Origin of the sequence: Flavobacterium frigidimaris, from assembly GCF_002217275.1 — a bacterium.
Taxonomy (GTDB): Bacteria; Bacteroidota; Bacteroidia; order Flavobacteriales; family Flavobacteriaceae; genus Flavobacterium; species Flavobacterium aquidurense.
Genome location: NZ_MUGV01000005.1, coordinates 78,896 through 96,493, shown reverse-complemented (window position 1 = coordinate 96,493; position 17,598 = coordinate 78,896). Strand labels below are relative to the sequence as shown.

Annotated in this window: 19 protein-coding genes; 6 read left to right on the top strand and 13 right to left on the bottom strand. The window is 34.5% G+C overall.

Features of this window, described 5'->3' with window-relative positions:
• Positions 1–204: 204 nt before the first annotated feature.
• Together bla and B0A65_RS02385 are read left to right on the top strand one after the other, a co-directional pair.
• On the top strand, positions 205–1,092 hold the full coding sequence (gene bla / locus B0A65_RS02390; RefSeq protein WP_074660207.1) for a class A beta-lactamase, subclass A2: 888 nt from the start codon (positions 205–207) through the stop codon (positions 1,090–1,092).
• Positions 1,093–1,187: 95 nt separating this feature from the next.
• Positions 1,188–1,841, top strand: a complete 654-nt coding sequence (locus B0A65_RS02385; protein WP_074660208.1) for a 3-oxoacid CoA-transferase subunit B — start codon at positions 1,188–1,190, stop codon at positions 1,839–1,841.
• Between the two features lie 182 nt (positions 1,842–2,023).
• On the opposite strand, the gene B0A65_RS02380 is transcribed toward B0A65_RS02385, so the two are convergent.
• Positions 2,024–2,554 (bottom strand): DUF6646 family protein, encoded by a 531-nt coding sequence (locus B0A65_RS02380; protein WP_074660209.1) that lies wholly within the window; start codon positions 2,552–2,554, stop codon positions 2,024–2,026.
• Positions 2,555–2,602: 48 nt separating this feature from the next.
• On the bottom strand, positions 2,603–3,337 hold the full coding sequence (locus tag B0A65_RS02375) for a metallophosphoesterase family protein (protein WP_074660210.1): 735 nt from the start codon (positions 3,335–3,337) through the stop codon (positions 2,603–2,605).
• 165 nt (positions 3,338–3,502) lie between these two features.
• Between B0A65_RS02375 and B0A65_RS02370 the strand changes: the two genes are divergently transcribed.
• The 3 genes from B0A65_RS02370 to B0A65_RS02360 all read left to right on the top strand — a co-directional run bounded on the left by B0A65_RS02370 (position 3,503) and on the right by B0A65_RS02360 (position 5,822).
• Positions 3,503–4,045: a hypothetical protein gene (locus tag B0A65_RS02370; protein ID WP_074660211.1), complete on the top strand. Its 543-nt coding sequence runs from the start codon at positions 3,503–3,505 to the stop codon at positions 4,043–4,045.
• A 102-nt stretch (positions 4,046–4,147) separates the two neighbouring features.
• Positions 4,148–5,230 (top strand): DNA polymerase IV, encoded by a 1,083-nt coding sequence (dinB, locus tag B0A65_RS02365; RefSeq protein ID WP_074660212.1) that lies wholly within the window; start codon positions 4,148–4,150, stop codon positions 5,228–5,230.
• Positions 5,231–5,324: 94 nt separating this feature from the next.
• Positions 5,325–5,822, top strand: coding sequence for a PAS domain-containing protein (locus tag B0A65_RS02360; RefSeq protein WP_074660213.1), 498 nt, complete (start codon positions 5,325–5,327; stop codon positions 5,820–5,822).
• Positions 5,823–5,972: 150 nt separating this feature from the next.
• On the opposite strand, the gene B0A65_RS02355 is transcribed toward B0A65_RS02360, so the two are convergent.
• The 10 genes from B0A65_RS02355 to B0A65_RS02310 all read right to left on the bottom strand — a co-directional run bounded on the left by B0A65_RS02355 (position 5,973) and on the right by B0A65_RS02310 (position 16,109).
• Positions 5,973–7,577, bottom strand: a complete 1,605-nt coding sequence (locus B0A65_RS02355; RefSeq protein WP_074660214.1) for a fumarate hydratase — start codon at positions 7,575–7,577, stop codon at positions 5,973–5,975.
• A gap of 72 nt (positions 7,578–7,649) precedes the next feature.
• Positions 7,650–8,372: a hypothetical protein gene (locus B0A65_RS02350; RefSeq protein ID WP_074660215.1), complete on the bottom strand. Its 723-nt coding sequence runs from the start codon at positions 8,370–8,372 to the stop codon at positions 7,650–7,652.
• A 180-nt stretch (positions 8,373–8,552) separates the two neighbouring features.
• Positions 8,553–9,014, bottom strand: coding sequence for an IS200/IS605 family transposase (tnpA, locus tag B0A65_RS02345; RefSeq protein ID WP_074660216.1), 462 nt, complete (start codon positions 9,012–9,014; stop codon positions 8,553–8,555).
• A 417-nt stretch (positions 9,015–9,431) separates the two neighbouring features.
• Complete coding sequence (locus tag B0A65_RS02340; protein WP_074660217.1) at positions 9,432–10,871, bottom strand: nucleoside recognition domain-containing protein; 1,440 nt, start codon at positions 10,869–10,871, stop codon at positions 9,432–9,434.
• Between the two features lie 302 nt (positions 10,872–11,173).
• Positions 11,174–12,247, bottom strand: coding sequence for a winged helix DNA-binding domain-containing protein (locus B0A65_RS02335; RefSeq protein ID WP_074660218.1), 1,074 nt, complete (start codon positions 12,245–12,247; stop codon positions 11,174–11,176).
• A gap of 77 nt (positions 12,248–12,324) precedes the next feature.
• A complete protein-coding gene (locus B0A65_RS02330) occupies positions 12,325–13,038 on the bottom strand; it encodes a 3'-5' exonuclease (RefSeq protein ID WP_074660219.1) in 714 nt (237 codons plus the stop codon).
• Between the two features lie 120 nt (positions 13,039–13,158).
• A complete protein-coding gene (locus B0A65_RS02325; protein WP_074660220.1) occupies positions 13,159–13,635 on the bottom strand; it encodes a methylated-DNA--[protein]-cysteine S-methyltransferase in 477 nt (158 codons plus the stop codon).
• Positions 13,636–13,819: 184 nt separating this feature from the next.
• Positions 13,820–14,644 carry an SDR family oxidoreductase gene (locus tag B0A65_RS02320; RefSeq protein WP_074660221.1) on the bottom strand — a complete coding sequence of 275 codons (825 nt, stop codon included), beginning with the start codon at positions 14,642–14,644 and terminating at the stop codon, positions 13,820–13,822.
• 125 nt (positions 14,645–14,769) lie between these two features.
• Entirely contained in the window at positions 14,770–15,222 is a 453-nt protein-coding gene (locus B0A65_RS02315; protein WP_074660222.1) for a GNAT family N-acetyltransferase, read from the bottom strand.
• Positions 15,210–16,109: a LysR family transcriptional regulator gene (locus B0A65_RS02310; RefSeq protein ID WP_074660223.1), complete on the bottom strand. Its 900-nt coding sequence runs from the start codon at positions 16,107–16,109 to the stop codon at positions 15,210–15,212. The genes B0A65_RS02315 and B0A65_RS02310 overlap by 13 nt, the downstream gene beginning before the upstream one ends.
• Before the next feature lie 146 nt (positions 16,110–16,255).
• On the opposite strand from B0A65_RS02310, the gene B0A65_RS02305 reads away from it, so the two are divergent.
• Complete coding sequence (locus B0A65_RS02305; RefSeq protein WP_074660224.1) at positions 16,256–16,651, top strand: rhodanese-like domain-containing protein; 396 nt, start codon at positions 16,256–16,258, stop codon at positions 16,649–16,651.
• 60 nt (positions 16,652–16,711) lie between these two features.
• Here B0A65_RS02305 and B0A65_RS02300 read toward each other — a convergent pair whose 3' ends face one another.
• Positions 16,712–17,584, bottom strand: coding sequence for a tetratricopeptide repeat protein (locus tag B0A65_RS02300; RefSeq protein ID WP_074660225.1), 873 nt, complete (start codon positions 17,582–17,584; stop codon positions 16,712–16,714).
• Positions 17,585–17,598: the final 14 nt, after the last annotated feature.

The following is a 17,598-nucleotide window of genomic DNA, read 5'->3' as shown; positions in this document are numbered from 1 at the left end:
TAATTATCAAATTTTCTAATTGGCACATTCAAAAATTAGATAATTGAGATAATTAGTCAATTTGATAATGAATTAAATTACGCAAAGCCAGGCAGTATCTAATTATCAAATTTTCTCATTGGCACATTCAAAAAATAGATAATTGAGATAATTAGTCAATTTTCTAATTGGCACATTAACAAAAGGCCTTATAAAAATAAAATAATGAATCGAATTTCGGTACTTCTAATTTCCTTTCTCTCGTTTCAGGCTTTTTCGCAAACGACATCAGATCTTAGGCAACAATTAAATCAGATTATTGCAACTAAGAATGCTACAGTTGGGATTTCTATTAAAAGTATTGAAGATAAAGATACTTTGAGCATTAATGGAAATTTGAAGGCGCCTATGATGAGTGTTTTTAAATTCCATATCGCTTTAACTGTTTTGAACCAGGTTGATGAAGGAAAGCTTTCATTGGAACAAAAAATCTTTATTAAGAAGAAAGAATTACACGAAAATACGTGGAGTCCAATGAGGGAAGATTATCCGGAAGGAAACATGTATTTGACACTAGACAAATTGTTGCGATATACAGTTTCGCATAGTGACAATAACGGATGTGATATATTGATAGATTTAGTTGGAGGTACAAAAGTCATTCAGAAGTTTATAAACAAACAAGGAATTAAGGATTTCGTGATCAAGGTGAACGAAAAGCAAATGGAAAGCTGGAAGAACCTTTATGTAAATACAACAACACCTTTGGCAACAACAGAGTTGCTGGAGAAATTCTATAAAGGCGAAGTTCTAAAAGAAAGTACAACCCAATATTTATATCAAATAATGGTAGAAACTTCAAGAGGGCTTACCTGGATGAAAGCCGGTCTTCCGGAAGGAACTGAACTGGCGCACAGGACCGGTATTTCGGGAACAAACGATAACAATCTGAGAGTTGCCATGAACGATATTGGAATTGTAAAGTTACCAAATGGAAAACACTTTATTCTTTCAGTTTATTTAAAAGATATTACAGAAAAACAAGAAGATACTGAGAAGATAATCGCTGATATTGCCAGAGCAACCTGGGATTATTTTACGAGAAAAAATTAGATAATTAAAAAATGTGATAATTAGATAATTATATAGATTGTGCAAAGTGAGGTATTATCTAATTATCTAATTTCCAAATTGACACATTAAGAGATATGTTAACAAAAGAAGATATTGCAAAACGTATTGCAAAAGAAGTAAAAGACAGATATTTCGTTAATCTTGGAATCGGGATTCCGACATTGGTTGCGAATTACGTCCGTGAAGATATCGCAGTTGAATTTCAAAGCGAAAACGGAGTTCTCGGAATGGGGCCTTTTCCTTTTGCGGGAGAAGAAGATGCCGATGTTATTAATGCAGGAAAACAAACAATTACAACGCTTCCGGGAGCAAGTTTCTTTGATTCTGCTTTTAGTTTTGGAATGATTCGGAGTCAAAAAGTAGATTTAACGATTTTAGGAGCGATGGAAGTTTCTGAAAACGGAGATATCGCCAATTGGAAAATTCCGGGAAAAATGGTAAAAGGAATGGGAGGAGCAATGGATTTAGTGGCTTCCGCGGAAAATATAATCGTGGCGATGATGCACGTTAATAAAGCAGGAGAATCAAAAATTCTTAAAAAATGTACTTTACCATTAACTGGTGTAGGATGTGTTAAAAAGGTTGTTACTGAATTGGCCGTTCTCGAAGTAACAGATAAAGGTTTTAAACTCTTAGAACGCGCTCCAGGAGTTTCTGTGGAGCATATCATTGCATCCACTGAAGCTGATTTGATAATTGATGGAGAAATTCCGGAAATGGTGATTTAAGATTAACCGCAAAGTGCGCAAAGATTTGCGCGAGGCCCGCAAAGTTTATACAAACAAAAACCGTCCAATTGGACGGTTTTTGTTTGTATGCTTTAAGGGTCAATGTGCATTTATATTTATTTGTCAGAAAATCTACAGCGTACATTGCGTAAATCTTTGCGCACCTTGAGGTTAAGTCAACTTTATTGTAAATTAAAAGAAGCTCCTAAACTAAAAGTTGCCTGGTTGTTTAAATGGTCAAAGATTTCATTGTTGTTGCTATATTTAGCAATTGGAAATCCAATTTCGGTAAAAACACCAAAACCATCAGTGAAAAAATAACGACCTCCAACATGACCGCCAAAATTGTGCAATCCCAGGCTCAAACCAGGATAAATGTCTAATTGTTCTACGCCAATTACACTACTTAAATTGGCATTTATTCTTGCTTTTGCATCAAAACGATCTTGGAATTCTGGTTTTTCATCAGTGTAAGGAGTTGGATTATTGTGGTAAAAACCATTAAAGTTATCTACTCCTAAAAGATAAGTCGAAACAAAACCAAAAGAGAAATTTTCTCCTAAACCAAAATCAACAGAACCCTGAATTCCTGAACCACCATCTTGTAGATTAGCACCAACGTTAACTCTAACATCACCTTTTCCTGTAAAAGCTTGTTGCGCTTGCGTTAAACCGAATGATACTAAAAACAAAAATGTAATAACTTTTTTCATAAACTTAAATATTAATTATTTTGGACTGCAAATTTAGTTTTTTATAGATTAATTCCTACCTTTTTCGTTAGAATACAATTCATTTAAAGGATCACTTTGCCAGAATTCTTTGGTATCAACATTCATGATAGTCAACGGGCCTTTGAAAGCTGCACCTGTATCAACATTCCATACACAGGCTTTGTTAACAGGGACTGTTTTACCTATTCGGGTAACTGGCGTATGCCCTATATAGATTTCTTTGTATACAGTAAAGCGTTTAGGGTAATATAGATCATCTGGTTTTAGGTTCGGATCTAATGAAAGCGCACTTTCCCAAAGTGTTCTGTCCCAATAGAATAATTTTGGGAAATATTCCCAAACTACACCATTCAAATTGGTAAAACCTGCATGAACAAATAATCGATTTTGATCATCATGGTAGTAATCCTGTAAAGATTCTAAGAAAACAATATGCTCTTTTTTTCTTTCATCTGAGAGTTTAGCGTAGCCTTCGACAGTAGCTTTACCGCCATGTTTGTACCACATTTCTTCATCAAATTCTTCATGTCTGTTTTCAAGCCAATCCAATGCTAGCTGATCGTGATTTCCTCTGATACAAATACAGTTTTGCTTGCTTTTTAGATCAATCAAATATTCGATTACTTCTGCAGATTGACTCCATCCATCAACATAATCGCCTAAAAAAATTAAAGTATCTCCAGTGGTAACTTCGGCTTTTTTCAACACTTGCTCAAGTGCGAGTAATCCTCCGTGTATGTCGCCTATAACAAATGTTCGCATTTTATTAAATTTCGTGTAGTATACAAAAATAAAGAAAATGATTTGTTTGAGATCATTTAGTTGTTAATCTTTGCGAACCTAAAAATGTTTTTATTTTTGAATACATTTTTTAGGTGAAACACTAAAATACTAACATAACCAAGAAATCAAAAACCAAATTTAAACATGAAACAAAGCCTAACTATTTTATTTTTATTGCTAACACTGGCAGGTTATTCGCAACAACTTACTTACGGAAGTGGAGGCCGGGTTTATAATTCGGAGAATAAAAAACTTCGAACAGATGAAGTTCGTGCATTGTTAGCTGATAATGCAGAAGCGTTGTCGCTTTACAATGCGGGACGAAATAAAAAAACGTGGGGGAATGTTCTTTTTTCCGGAGGTTTGGGACTTGTTGCAATAAATTTGGTTATAGCGATGAATAGTGATAATATTACTTCTGAATCGGGAACTATATATTCTAATAATGGCTATGGTAATCCAATTGTGTCGTACACATCAGCACATTCAGAACGTGCAAATATGACCGCAGCGATCATTGGCGGAGCTTTAATCATTGCTTCAATCCCAATTAAAATAGGATATCCCCGAAAAATTAAATCGTCACTTGAAAAATACAATAAAGGTTTAGCAGAAACGTATAAACCACAACCTAAAACTACTTTATTAGCAAGTGCTAATCAAATTGGTTTTAAAATCGAATTTTAAAGATTCGCATTAAAAATGAGAAAAAGCTATAGTTGGAAAACTGTAGCTTTTTTTTATGATTTTTTTCATCTCATTATCAAGCTTCCTGTTTAAATTTGTGCTATGTCTGAAGCACCTACATATCGTAAAATTATCCATATTGATATGGATGCTTTTTATGCTTCGGTTGAGCAAATGGATAATCCTGCTTTACGCGGGAAACCTGTTGCTGTTGGTGGTTCAGAGAATAGAGGAGTGGTTTCTGCGGCGAGTTATGAAGCCCGTAAATTTGGAGTTCGAAGTGCCATAAGCGGCGTTTTAGCCAAAAAATATTGTCCCGAAATAATTTTTGTTCGGCCGAGATTTGATCGGTACAAAGAAATTTCTACCAAAATTCATAAAATCTTTCATGAATATACTGATTTAGTGGAACCCCTTTCGCTTGACGAAGCTTATTTGGATGTAACCCAGAATAAAAAAGGAAATCCAAGTGCGAGTTTACTGGCGCAGGAAATTCGGTTGAGAATTTTGAATGAAGTGGGATTAACAGCTTCGGCTGGAATTTCAGTTAATAAATTTATAGCCAAAATTGCCAGTGATATCAATAAACCAAACGGGCAGAAAACAGTAAACCCGGATGAGATTTTATCTTTTCTGGAAGAATTGCCTATTCGGAAGTTTTATGGCGTGGGAAAAGTAACTACTGAGAAAATGTATCAGCTGGGGATTTTTACCGGAGCCGATCTAAAAACAAAATCAGAAGAGTTTCTGGAAAAGCACTTCGGAAAATCTGGTTCTTTTTATTATAAAGTGGTTCGGGGAATTCATAATAGCGAAGTAAAATCATATCGCGTAACAAAATCAGTAGCAGCAGAACATACTTTTGATGTCAATTTATCTTCGGAGATTTTTATGCTCGAGCAGCTGGAAAGAATTGCCACTTCACTTGAAAAACGATTAAAAAAACATAATATTTCAGGAAAAACAGTTACTCTCAAGATCAAATACAGTGATTTTACACAGCAAACACGTAGTAAAACATTGCTGTATTTTATTTCTGATAAAAGTTTAATCCTTGAAACTGTGGAAGAATTATTATATCAGGAAAAAATGAAAGATTCTGTTCGTTTGCTCGGAATCTCTTTAAGCAATTTAAATACGGAAGAGAAGAAAGCGGTTGTTGTTCAGTTAAAGTTTGCTTTTTGATGAACAAAATAGCGTTAAAAACTTAAAAATCTATCTTTTATGATGAATTTTCTCTCTATCTTTACAGGTAGAAAATTTTTCAATACCACTTCAAATGAAAAATACTAAAGAAGAAATCCCGCACCGGAATACGGTTCCCATTTTATCCTGGGATTTTCACTATGAATATCTAAATGAACTATGGGCAATTTTTGCTGATTTGAAAAAAGTAGATAAAATTTCAAATCGCTTTAAATGGAATGATAAAAATCTGAAAATTAAAGACCGGATTTTAGATGAAGTCATTTTGGTTACCGATGCAAATTTGAAAATCGTTTTTGCTTCCAACGGAATAAAAAAAATGACGGGCTATACAGAAAGCGAAATCATTGGGAAAACCCCAAAGATGTTTCAGGGGCCAAAAACGTCTGAAATCGCCTTAAAGGAGATTAAATTAGCTATTCAATTGCAAGTTCCGTTTGAAAAAATAGTAGATAACTACAAAAAAGACGGTAAAACCTATAAATGCAAAATAAACAGCGTACCCATTTTTAATCTAAAAGGAGAGCTGTCACATTTTATAGCTTTTGAAAGCGTTGATAAAAGTGCTTGAGACTTAACCGCAAAGATCGATAAGGTCTACGCAAAGTTCTTTTGTAAAGGTGAAAAAAAATAGAAAAATATAAAAATAAAACCGCCCAGATAGGCGGTTTTTTGTCTTAGAACCTTAGCATCTTAGTGCCTCAGTACCTTAGATTATAGATTATAGATTTTCAAAGAAATCATTTCCTTTATCATCCGTAATAATAAACGCAGGGAAATCTTTAACGGTGATTTTACGCACAGCTTCCATTCCTAATTCTTCAAAGTCAACAATTTCAACTTTTAAGATATTATCCTGTGCCAAAATCGCTGCCGGTCCGCCAATAGAACCCAAATAAAATCCGCCGTATTTATTACAGGCATCAGTAACTTGTTTGGTACGATTTCCTTTTGCCAGCATAATCATACTTCCGCCATGTTTCTGGAATTCATCTACATAAACGTCCATACGTCCTGCCGTTGTTGGTCCAAAACTTCCTGAGGCCATTCCGTCCGGAGTTTTTGCCGGACCAGCGTAATAAACAGGGTGATTTTTAAAGTATTCCGGCATTGGTTGGCCAGCTTCCAGCATTTCCATAATTTTTGCGTGAGCAATGTCACGGGCAACAATTACGGTTCCGTTTAGTTTTAAACGCGTTTTTATTGGGTATTGAGATAGTTTTGCCAACATATCTTTCATTGGCATATTCAGGTCAATTTCAACTGGTGCTTCTAAATGTGGAGCGGTTTCCGGTAAAAATTGTTTCGGATTTACTTCTAATTGTTCTAAGTAAATTCCATCTTTTGTGATTTTTCCTTTGATATTTCTGTCAGCAGAACATGAAACGCCTAACCCAACCGGACAAGAAGCTGCATGACGAGGCAAACGAATTACACGAACATCATGCGTGAAATATTTTCCCCCAAACTGAGCTCCAATAGCACTTTCCTGGCAAATTTGCTGTACTCTTTGTTCCCATTCATGATCACGGAAAGCCTGACCAGCCATGTTTCCTGTAGTTGGTAAATTGTCGTAATAACCGGCAGATGCTTTTTTAACAGCGCTTAGGTTCGCTTCCGCGGAAGTTCCACCAATAACCAAAGCTAAATGGTACGGAGGACAAGCAGAAGTTCCTAAATCTTTGATTTTTGCACGAACAAAAGCATCCATCGATTTTTCATTTAATAAAGATTTAGTCTGCTGGTATAGATACGTTTTATTAGCAGATCCACCACCTTTTGCCATGAATAAAAATTCGTATGAATCTCCTTTTTTAGCATAAATATCAATTTGCGCCGGAAGATTTGAACCTGAATTTTTCTCTTCAAACATCGAAATCGGAACAATTTGAGAATAACGTAAATTACGTTTTTGGTAGGTATTAAAGATTCCTCTGCTCAGCCATTCTGCATCATCAACGCCGGTAAAAATGCTCTCGCCTTTTTTCGCCATTACAATTGCAGTTCCGGTATCCTGGCAGCTTGGCAACTGACCTTCAGCAGCAACTGAAGCATTTTGCAATAAATTGTAAGCCACAAAACGATCGTTATCTGTAGCTTCCGGATCATCAAGAATTTTTCTTAATTTTTGTAAATGACTCGTTCTCAACATGAACGAAACATCTGTTAAAGCTTCTTCAGCTAATAATTCTAATCCTTTTGGATCAACTGTCAGAACTTCACGTTCTCCAAATTTTTCAACTTTTACAAAATCAGAAGTAATTTTGCGATATTGTGTATCATCCTTTAAAATAGGATAAGGGTCCTGGTATATAAAATCAATCATTTCTTTGTTTTTTACAAAGTTAAAAATTATTTACCGAAGAAAGAGTTTGAATAAGGACACTTTTTTTTGAAATTAATCTTGTTTGTAAAACTCATTAATACTCATTTTCTTTTCAAAATAAGGTTTGTCTTTTGGCGAAAGCAATTTCTTTTTCCAACTGTTTCCTGTTAATATAAATGAAATCGAATCAGAATAGGTTACAATTCCGAAATCTTCAGAGTCATCATCGGCAGGCTCAAATGAAACACTTTTACAGTAAAAAATATCAAGATCGTTCTTTGATTCAAGACTTAAAAATTCGGTCCAGTTACCCCATCCACTGTCTGACATGGACTGCCACTGATGAACAAGCTCTAAATCATTCTTTTTTAAGTAATATAGATAATTTTCAAATGTATAACCGCATGCAGGATATCCGAAATCAATTTTTATAAAAGAGGCGTTGTTTTGAGATGAATCGGGAAAACCATAGGATCCGCTCCATTCAGATCCTTTTTCATACCCTGTAATGGTTATTTTCTTTGAAACAATTTTGTTTTTATTTTTATAAAAATCAAGTCTGAACTTTGATTCGATGATACTGTCCTTATCTGGTTTTTGTTCTGTAAGATGAATGATAATATGCGTAATTTCTGCATTTTTATCAAGGATGATTGTATCTGTTCGTAAAGAATTTTCTTTTGCAGTGATTTCTTCTACTTTAGCTTTTGATTTTACACTTGTTATTTGTGGTGCAGGTTTTGGTTTTTGACAGCTAATTAAAAGGATTAAAAAGAAAATGTATTGAGATTTCATTTAGTTATGATTTTTAATTTTTATGTTTTAATATTTCTTTTTCACCGAAATAATCGGCATCTCTTTAAACTGGACTGAAGTCCAGCCCTACAATATATTGAGAGCCGATGGCTCTTTTTTGGAAGTTCCGGAGGAACAATCCATTTTGTAGGGCTGGACTTCAGTCCAGTTTAAAATGTGTTAGATTAAATTTTCGAAAACACATCTTTCATCATATTTAGTGTTGTATTTATCTAGAAAAGATAAATATTCATCTCTAAAATTTTCTTTTTTGTGATGCTCTTCCTGATTGGCAATATATTTATAGACAGCATCAATATGTGATTTACTATAAGAGAAAACACCATACCCTTCCTGCCATTCGAATTTACATTTTGTCAATTGATGATCATTGATAAATCTTGATGATTTTCCTTTTACGATTCTCATTAATTCTGAAATAGAAATGGTGGGTTTAAGACCTAAAAGACAATGAACATGATCTTCCGTTCCGTTTACTATAACTGTTTTGCAGCCAGTTTCATTTATTAAATTTCCTATAACACTAAATATTTTAGATCTACAATCATTAGTAATTATTGCTTCTCTGTTCTTTACTGCAAAAACTGCCTGAATATAAACTTGATGATAGGTGTTTGCCATTTTTGTATTTCTAACTTAAATTTCAGCTACAAAAATACAAATTATCTTACAAAAAAAAAACATCGCCATCTAGACTGGACTGAAGTCCAGCCCTACAATATAGATTGTTCCTCCGGAACTTCCAAAAAGAGCCATCGGCTCTAAATATATTGTAGGGCTGGACTTCAGTCCAGTTTAAGTGGAATCCGGTAAATCATTCCTCACGAATTTCCAAAAAGAGCCATCGGCTCTAAATATATTGTAGGGCTGGACTTTAGTCCAGTTTAAGTGGAATTCGGGATAAAGTAGATTGTTCCTCCGGAACTTCCAAAAAGAGCCATCGGCTCTAAATATATTGTAGGGCTGGACTTTAGTCCAGTTTAACGTTAAGATGTGGCGTGACCAGATTTTATTTGGTTTAGCTCAAAAAATGTTTTTTTAAAAAAACCAGCTAGCCACAAAAATTGCTGTAATTACGCAAATTACATCCACCAAAAGCATGGTACCTAAAGCATAACGGGTATTTTTTATATTAACCGAACCAAAATAAACGGCAATAACATAAAAAGTACTTTCAGCACTACATTGGAAAATACTGCTCAATCTTCCAGTTAAGGAATCTGCACCAAAGGTATTCATCGAATCAATCAAAAATCCTCGTGATCCTGCGGAACTAAAAGGCCTAAGTATGGCAACAGGCAAAGCATCAGTAATTTGTTTGTTGACACCCATATTTGAGAAAACAAAGGCAATACCATCACTAATAATTTCAAATAAACCGCTGTTTCTAAATAATGAAATGGCAACCAACATCCCTAAAACGTAAGGAAATATAGTAACTCCCGTTTTGACTCCATTATTTGCCCCTACTACGAAAGATTCAAAAACAGTTGTATTGGCATCGGTAAATTTCTTTTCATGTATGAAGGAGAAAACTAAAGTAGCAAGAACGATCACCATTAGTATCAATGCAGAAAGATTAGTGGTAAAGTAGTTTTTACCAATTAAATCTAAATGGTTTACATACATTAATAAACCAATGATAGCGGCAATTAATACCATTAAACCAATAACAAGAGAAGCGCTTTTAAAATTGATTTTTTGTTTGATTCCGACAATTAAGAAAGCGGCAATACTTCCAATAAAAGAGGTAATGATACAAGGAAGCATTACATCTGCCGGATTACTTGCACCAGCAGCAGCACGATAACCAATAATTGAAGTTGCAATTAAGGTTAATCCTGAAGCATGCAGACACATAAACATAATTTGTGCATCACTTGCTTTGTCTTTGTCGGGATTTATTTCTTGTAAACTTTCCATTGCTTTAAGGCCAAATGGAGTTGCAGCCGAATCTAATCCTAAGAAATTGGCAGCAAAGTTTAACGTCATATACGAGATAGAAGGGTGGTTTTTTGGAATAGTCGGGAACACCTTTACAAAAACCGGGCTTAATGCTTTAGCTAATTTTCCAGAAACTCCTGAAATGATTAATAGTTCCATTAATCCACAGAAAAAAGCCAAATAGGCCATTAATGGTAAAATTAAATCGAGCAAAGTAGTTTTACAGGTTGGCAATAAACCGTCAGATTTTTGAACACCGCTGAAAATTTTTACAGTTTTGTTTTTATAAACATACGTTGTGTCAGCATTAAGCGTATCACGATTAATAATCATGGTTTGATCTGGCGCTTTTTTGATACTGTCTTTGATGAAAGCAGGAAGTTGCTCAGCGTATTTTTCGGAAATAAGAATAGGGTCGTCTTTTTTGCCATTTAAAACATAATCAATGGTATAAGTATTGGCAGTAAACAAACTGAATATAACAAAGATAATCGACGAAATAAAAATAGTTAACCAAAATCTACTTAATACCATAGCATTGTTTTTTTTTGTAAATGTAATTATTTAGCAATAAAATGCACAAAGATTTTAATATTGAAACCGGAAGAATTTATTTGGAATTGTAATGTTTTAATTTGTTCGTTTTAATTTGTTATTTTGGATTGAGAAGATGTCGCCCCGAAGGGGCTAAACACATAAATAATATTCTATTTCTATAAATATTGCACTCCTAAAGGAGTTGTAAGAGCCCCAGCGGGGCAAAATATTTATAGAAAATTTAAATGTTTGGGTTCTAATAGCTCCTTAGGAGCGACATAAATATCTAAAGAATAATTTTATTCTATAACAATTTTAGTTTCTAAATAATTTTCAAAAGCCTTAATTCCTTCAAAAAGAACGGCTTTTTTATGCTTTTCGGTTTCATTAAAAAATTGCGTTTCTATTTTGGCGTGGTCTTTTGCGATGGTTCTTTTCCAGGTTCCGATGACTTTACTGTTTTCGAGAATGATCGGTTTGAATATGCCGTTGGTGGTAAATGCTTTCGATTGATGTTCCAGTAAAATAGATGCTTCGCGGGTTTTATATGAAATCAGAATCTCATCAAATGCCGGAAGAAAATGAACGCTTTCGCGGAAGTTATTTTCATCAGAAGAATCGCTTTTAAACCAATAAATTTGGCCATTAATTTCAATAGAATTTAATTGCAACTTTATTGCATTAATAATGTTTTGGCAAATTGTTGGAGAAAATCCTGACCACCACGAAAAGTCAAGAAGCGTTGCAGGGCCATGGCTTTCTAGATATTTTAGGGCTAATTTTGCAAGGCCTTCTTCCTTGGTTAATTTTGATTTTGGTTTTGAAACCCGTTCTTCAAGTAGAGCATAAGTGATTTGTTTTCCTTTCATTCTTCCGTTACAAACCAAACCATCCAATTCGGCATTCATCATAATCGCTGCACTTAAAAAATCGGCAGAAGAAGTTTTTTTGATATCAAGCTCCTGCATGATTTCATCACGCGTCAAATAGTTGCTTCCTGATAGTAGTTTTTCGATTTTAGAATTGGTCTGATCCAATTTTTTGGCATCATAACCATATTTTTTACCTGCCGAAGCTGTAAACCTTTTTACCTGAGGAGCCGAAAGATCCAGCATCCAATAAATATCATCAGCAGAAACAAAATGCCAGGTTGGCCGCAAAATATGAGTTCTGATGATTTCTGCGGAATTAATAACTTCTTCAATCACCTTTTCAGTAGCATCACATCGCGAACCAATCGCCCATTTCGCCATCGAATAATCCTGTGCCTGCATGGCACCTAAATACTTTACAATTTCTTGCGGAGATATTGGGCTTGTTTTATACAACTTTTGAGAAACAAGTCTATGATGCGAAATTTCCTGATACGTCATTTTCTAAACCTTTTATAGCTAATAGTCGAAAACCTTTGTAACTCTGTGCCTTTGCAACTTTGAACCTTCAAAAAAAATCATACATGAATAATTTCCTCATCAATCAACAAATCTTCTCTGCGCAAGCGAAGGAAAATCTGTGCAACGGCAATGGTATCTTTTTCGCAATAGGTTACAATTCGGTCAATGTCTTTCTCGACATAAAAAACATGCGCCACCTGACTTCCGTCGATATCGCCTTTTGGAGAAGGAACGCCCAGGATTTTAGTCAATAATTTTAATGAAGTAAAATGTTTGTAATCGCCAAATTTCCACAATTCTAAAGTATCTAAATGCGGAATCTCCCAAGGTTTTTTCCCGAATAGATTCAGCTTGTCCGGAATGGCAATTTGGTTGATAATCATTCTTCTGGCAATAAACGGAATATCAAATTCCTTCGCATTATGCCCGCATAAAAGATGATACGGCTGGTTAAAATGATTGTTCAAAAGATTATTAAAGTCTTTCAAAATCTTCTTTTCATCTCCAAAAAAAGAAGTTACCCTAAAATTCCGAATATCTCCTTTGATGGTAAAATACCCAACCGAAATACAAACAATTTTCCCAAATTCTGCCCAAATTCCGGCACGATCGTAAAATTCTTCGGGAGTGAATTCGTCTTTGCGTTGGTATTGGGTTTTATGATCCCAAAGTGCTTGCATTTCCGCGTCAAGCGAATTGAAATTCTCTTCTTCCGGAACGGTTTCTATATCTAAGAAAAGGATATTATTAAGATTTATTTTTTCAATCATAATTATAATTTAAACACGAATTTCACGAATTAACACGAAACTATTTGGTTTTAAAGAATTGCACAAACCTAGAATATTTGTAAAGATAAAGCTATAAAATTAATTTGTGAAATTTGTGTTTTAAAACAAACGCTGCTGTGTACTTGGGTTTTCGTGTTCAAGTAACCATTTTTTGCGTGATAAACCTCCGGCGTAACCGGTTAAAGATCCGTTTGTGCCAATAACGCGATGACAGGGAACGACTATCCAAAGTGGATTTTTTCCGTTGGCTGATGCAACCGCACGAATCGCTTTTATATCGCCCAGTTTTTTGGTTTGATCCATGTAGCTTATGGTTTTTCCATATGGAATTTCCAATAAAGCTTTCCATACTTTTTGCTGAAACTCGGTGCCTTGCGGATTTAGTTTCAAATCAAAGCCAGTTCTTTTTCCTTCGAAATATTCTTCAAGTTGTGAAACGGCTTCTTTTAAAACCTCCGGAATCTTTGCAGAAACTTCATTCGAACCAACATCTGAAACGGAAATTACAGCAATACCGTTTTCATCTCCAATGATTTTGGTAATTCCTAAAGGGGAGTTGACATATACTGTTTCCATGATTTCTACCGCAAAGGCGCTAAGGTTTTACGCGAAGTTCGCAAAGTTTTTTTTTACCACAAAGGGCACGAAGGTTTTTCACAAAGTTCGCGAAGTTTTTCTCAATAAATAATTGCTTCTTTAAACGCTTTGCTTAAAGGTCACAAAGTTTCGTGTTTACTTGCATTTACAGCGCTCATATTGATTAATATTCGTCCAATTTGAATTGGTGTTTTAGAATGTTTTCAATTTTTTCGCTTGAAATGATCTTTTGAATGTTCGATTTTTCAGAACTGAATTTCGGCAAAACCAAGTTATGATCTTTTGCTTTTTGGGTATAATACGCTGAACGCGATGGATGAAAAGGGGCTACGGCATTGAAAACTTCATTCCATTTTGACTGAAGGATTATTTCTTCGATGATATTGATACAATCATTTTGATGAATTAAATTGATTGGTGCGTCAGGATTTTCGAGGTTTTCTTTTCCTGCTAAAAATTTTACAGGATGACGATCCTGGCCAATTAATCCTCCAAAACGTAGGATTGTGGTTTCGAAGCCTTGGTTTTTTTGCAGAATTACTTCTGCTAAAAGTAATTGTTTACCACTTTCCGTTTCCGGATTTGGGTTCGTTTCTTCTGTAATTAAATTATTTTGATCGCCATAAACAGACGTTGAACTTACAAAAAGCACTTTTTTGATTGCGGATTTCTCTATAAACGGAATAAGGGTTTGGATTTTCTCCACAAAAACCTTTCGCGAAGAATCTGAACTATCAGCATTATTTCCTCGTAATTTAGGTGGAATATCAATAATTAGAATTTCGCTTTCTGTTAAAAAATCATTTATAGTTTCGGAAACACTTCCGCTTTCAAGTGCAACTAAAAATGGATTTATTCCGGCATCTTTCAGAATTGAAAGTTTACTTTCAGAAGTTGTAGATCCGTTGACCGAATTTCCTCTCTCGATTAATTTTTTCGCCAAAGGCAAACCCAGCCAGCCACAGCCTAAAATACTTATTTTTTTCATTTTCTTTAAAGGTGCAAAGGTTCAGAGTTGCAAAGGTACAAAGGTTTATAGATGCCAAAGCCTTAAAAAACTTAAGAAAGCCTTTTTCTTTGCGACTTCGCGGCTTTGCGAGATTAGGTTGTAGATTATTCTAAATCCAGAAAGAAGCAAATTTTGTCTTTTCCTTTTGCACCAATTCGGTTGTAGAATTTTATGGCTCTTTCGTTGAATTGTGGTGTTCGCCATTGCATGTTAACGCAGTTTTTGGCTTTTCCTATTTCTTTCAATTTGTTGATTAAAACTTCTCCAATGCCATAATTTCGGACTTCTTCTTCCAAAAACAAACAATCCATATAAATGAAATCACCAGCATTCCAGGTTGAATACGTGAAATTATAAGAAACATAACCTACAATATCATTTTCCGTAGCGACTACTAAGCAAAATAATTTGGGATTTTCACTGAATAAGGCGCTTTTTAAACCTTCTACTTTTCCTGTCGGATTGTAATCGGCTTTTTCAAATTCAGTATGTTTTTGGCATAAAATGACCAATTTTGGTAAATCGGCTATTTCACAGTTTCTTATTATATATTCCATTGCAAGTTGATTTCAGTTTGTAAAAAGGTTATAAAATGATGAAAATAGGCTGGATATTCCTGATTGTCCCGAATGGCGATAAAATGCTTTCTTTTAAGGCCGTTTTTTCCAATTTTGATGGCTCTTATTGGATTGTTCTTTAAATGTGGTAATAAAGCCCATTTTGCCATCGACATGACGCCCATATCAGCCTTTACCATTTCAAGAGAAGCTTCTGTCAATGGTAATGCGGTAATCTTCTTCGGCGTTACTTTGGCTGGGGCCAAAATAAACTGATGAATCGTAACCGTTTCCATCGGAAGGGAATGAATCAAAAGATGTTCGGTGACAAAATCTTCGGCAACAACATATTTTTTATTCGCCCACGCATGATTTTCAGAAACGGCCATTACCACTTCATCCTGAAAAAGTTCCAGGTATTTAATAGTATTATCATTGATCTGATCGCTTATAATCGCAATATCAATTGTGTTGTCTAATAATTTTTGTAATGGAATATGAGTCGCTTCAGTAACAATTTTCAATTCGACATTGGGATACAACAGATGAAATTGTTTCATTACTGATGGAAGCCAGTGGTAACTGGAGAAACATTCGGTGCTAATTCGGATTTCGCCATATTCTCCAAAAACCATTTGTTTGATTTGTGTTTCAGTTTGCGAAAGTTTTTCGAGAATTTCATTGGCAAGTTCGTAGATTTTCTCTCCTGCTTTGGTCAAAACTAATTTTTTATTTGTTCTCAAAAAAATGGCCGTTCCCAATTGATATTCAGCTTCCTTAAGTTGATGGCTCAAAGCTGATTGTGTCAAATGCAATTTATCTATCGCTTTGGTGATGCTGCCTTCTTCGACAATCGCTTTTATCAATCTTAAGTGACGTATTTCCATTTTTAGAGAATTTAGATACAAAGGAACAAAATTTTAGAATGATTTTTTCATGAAAAAAAGTAATCAACTTAATGAATTCTTTTCGTTTTTATGGTATATGTTGTTCCTCTACTTTTGAAAAAATAAAATCATAAAAACTAAAAGAAATGGAAGTACAAATTAAACATTATGAAAACAAACTGGCCTTTGAAATGGATCCTTCTGATTTGTTTGATGCTTTAAATAACGGAGAAAAAGTAGTTGTTATCGACGCCAGAAAAACATTTGGTTATGAAGCGGAACATATTCCGACCGCAATTAATATTCCGCATCGCGAAATGACGGCAGAAAGTACCCAACATTTAGATAGAGAAGTTTTGTACGTGACCTATTGCGACGGAATTGGTTGTAACGCTTCGACAAGAGGCGCCTTGAATATGGCAAAATTAGGTTTTAAAGTAAAAGAATTACTTGGCGGAATAGAGTGGTGGAAGTTTGACGGATACGCCACTGAAGGTACCAATGGTGTTAAGGCAGGATTGAAAATTGAATGTGCCTGTTAAAGAAAAAAGGGCAAACTTCTAATTTGAAGTTTGTCCTTTTTATATTTTTAAAAATTAATGCTACTCAATTTTAACGTTGTTTTTTGCTGCAATTTTTTTGAATACATCTTCTTTGTTCTCCGATTTCATTTTTTGATAAATAGCGCCAAGAAGCTGCTCTGAATCTTTTACATATTCTGATTTTTCATTGGTGTAGATAACGTGCGCCATGAAAATGTTGTCAAGCGCCTTTTCTTCATCATTTAGAATAAAATAATTTTTTCCGGCACCAAAGTAACCTTCAGCATTATTTGGTTGGTATTTGATTAATTTTTCATAATAATCTATAGCAGTCTTAGAATCAGATTTTAGGCTATAAATAACGCCAATGTTCATTAAGGCCAGATCGCCTTCGGGAAAGATAGCAAGCGATTTTTTATAATATTTTATAGCATTGTCAAAATCATTCAATTGTCTGTAACAAACGGCAATATCATCTAACGCTAAGACAAAATTAGGATCTTCCTTTAGCGAGAGCTGTAAACTTTCGATGGCCATTTTATAGTTACTGGCTTTCATAAAATCTTTTGCAATTACATAAGAATTCTGTGCTTTTTCATTTTTTGAGTCGGCATAAAAAATAGTCGTTTTGTCTTCAGGTTCCTGAGGTAATAATTTTGGACATTTTTTAATAACAGCATCGCTTACCTTTTGAATCATACTTTTAATTCCGTCAACGGTATTGATCGATTCCCTGACTTTTTGGTCGTTATCGGTTAATATTGTTTCAGACATTGTGCTGGTCAGACAGTCTCTAAAGATATCTTCTGTAATAACACCTGATTTTTTTTGCAAACATTCACATGTTTTTACTGCTATTTTTTCCTCTACCGCTTGTGCATAAATACTCGGAAAACATGCAAATACTATAAAAGCCAAGATTGTTTTTTTCATATAAGATATTCTAT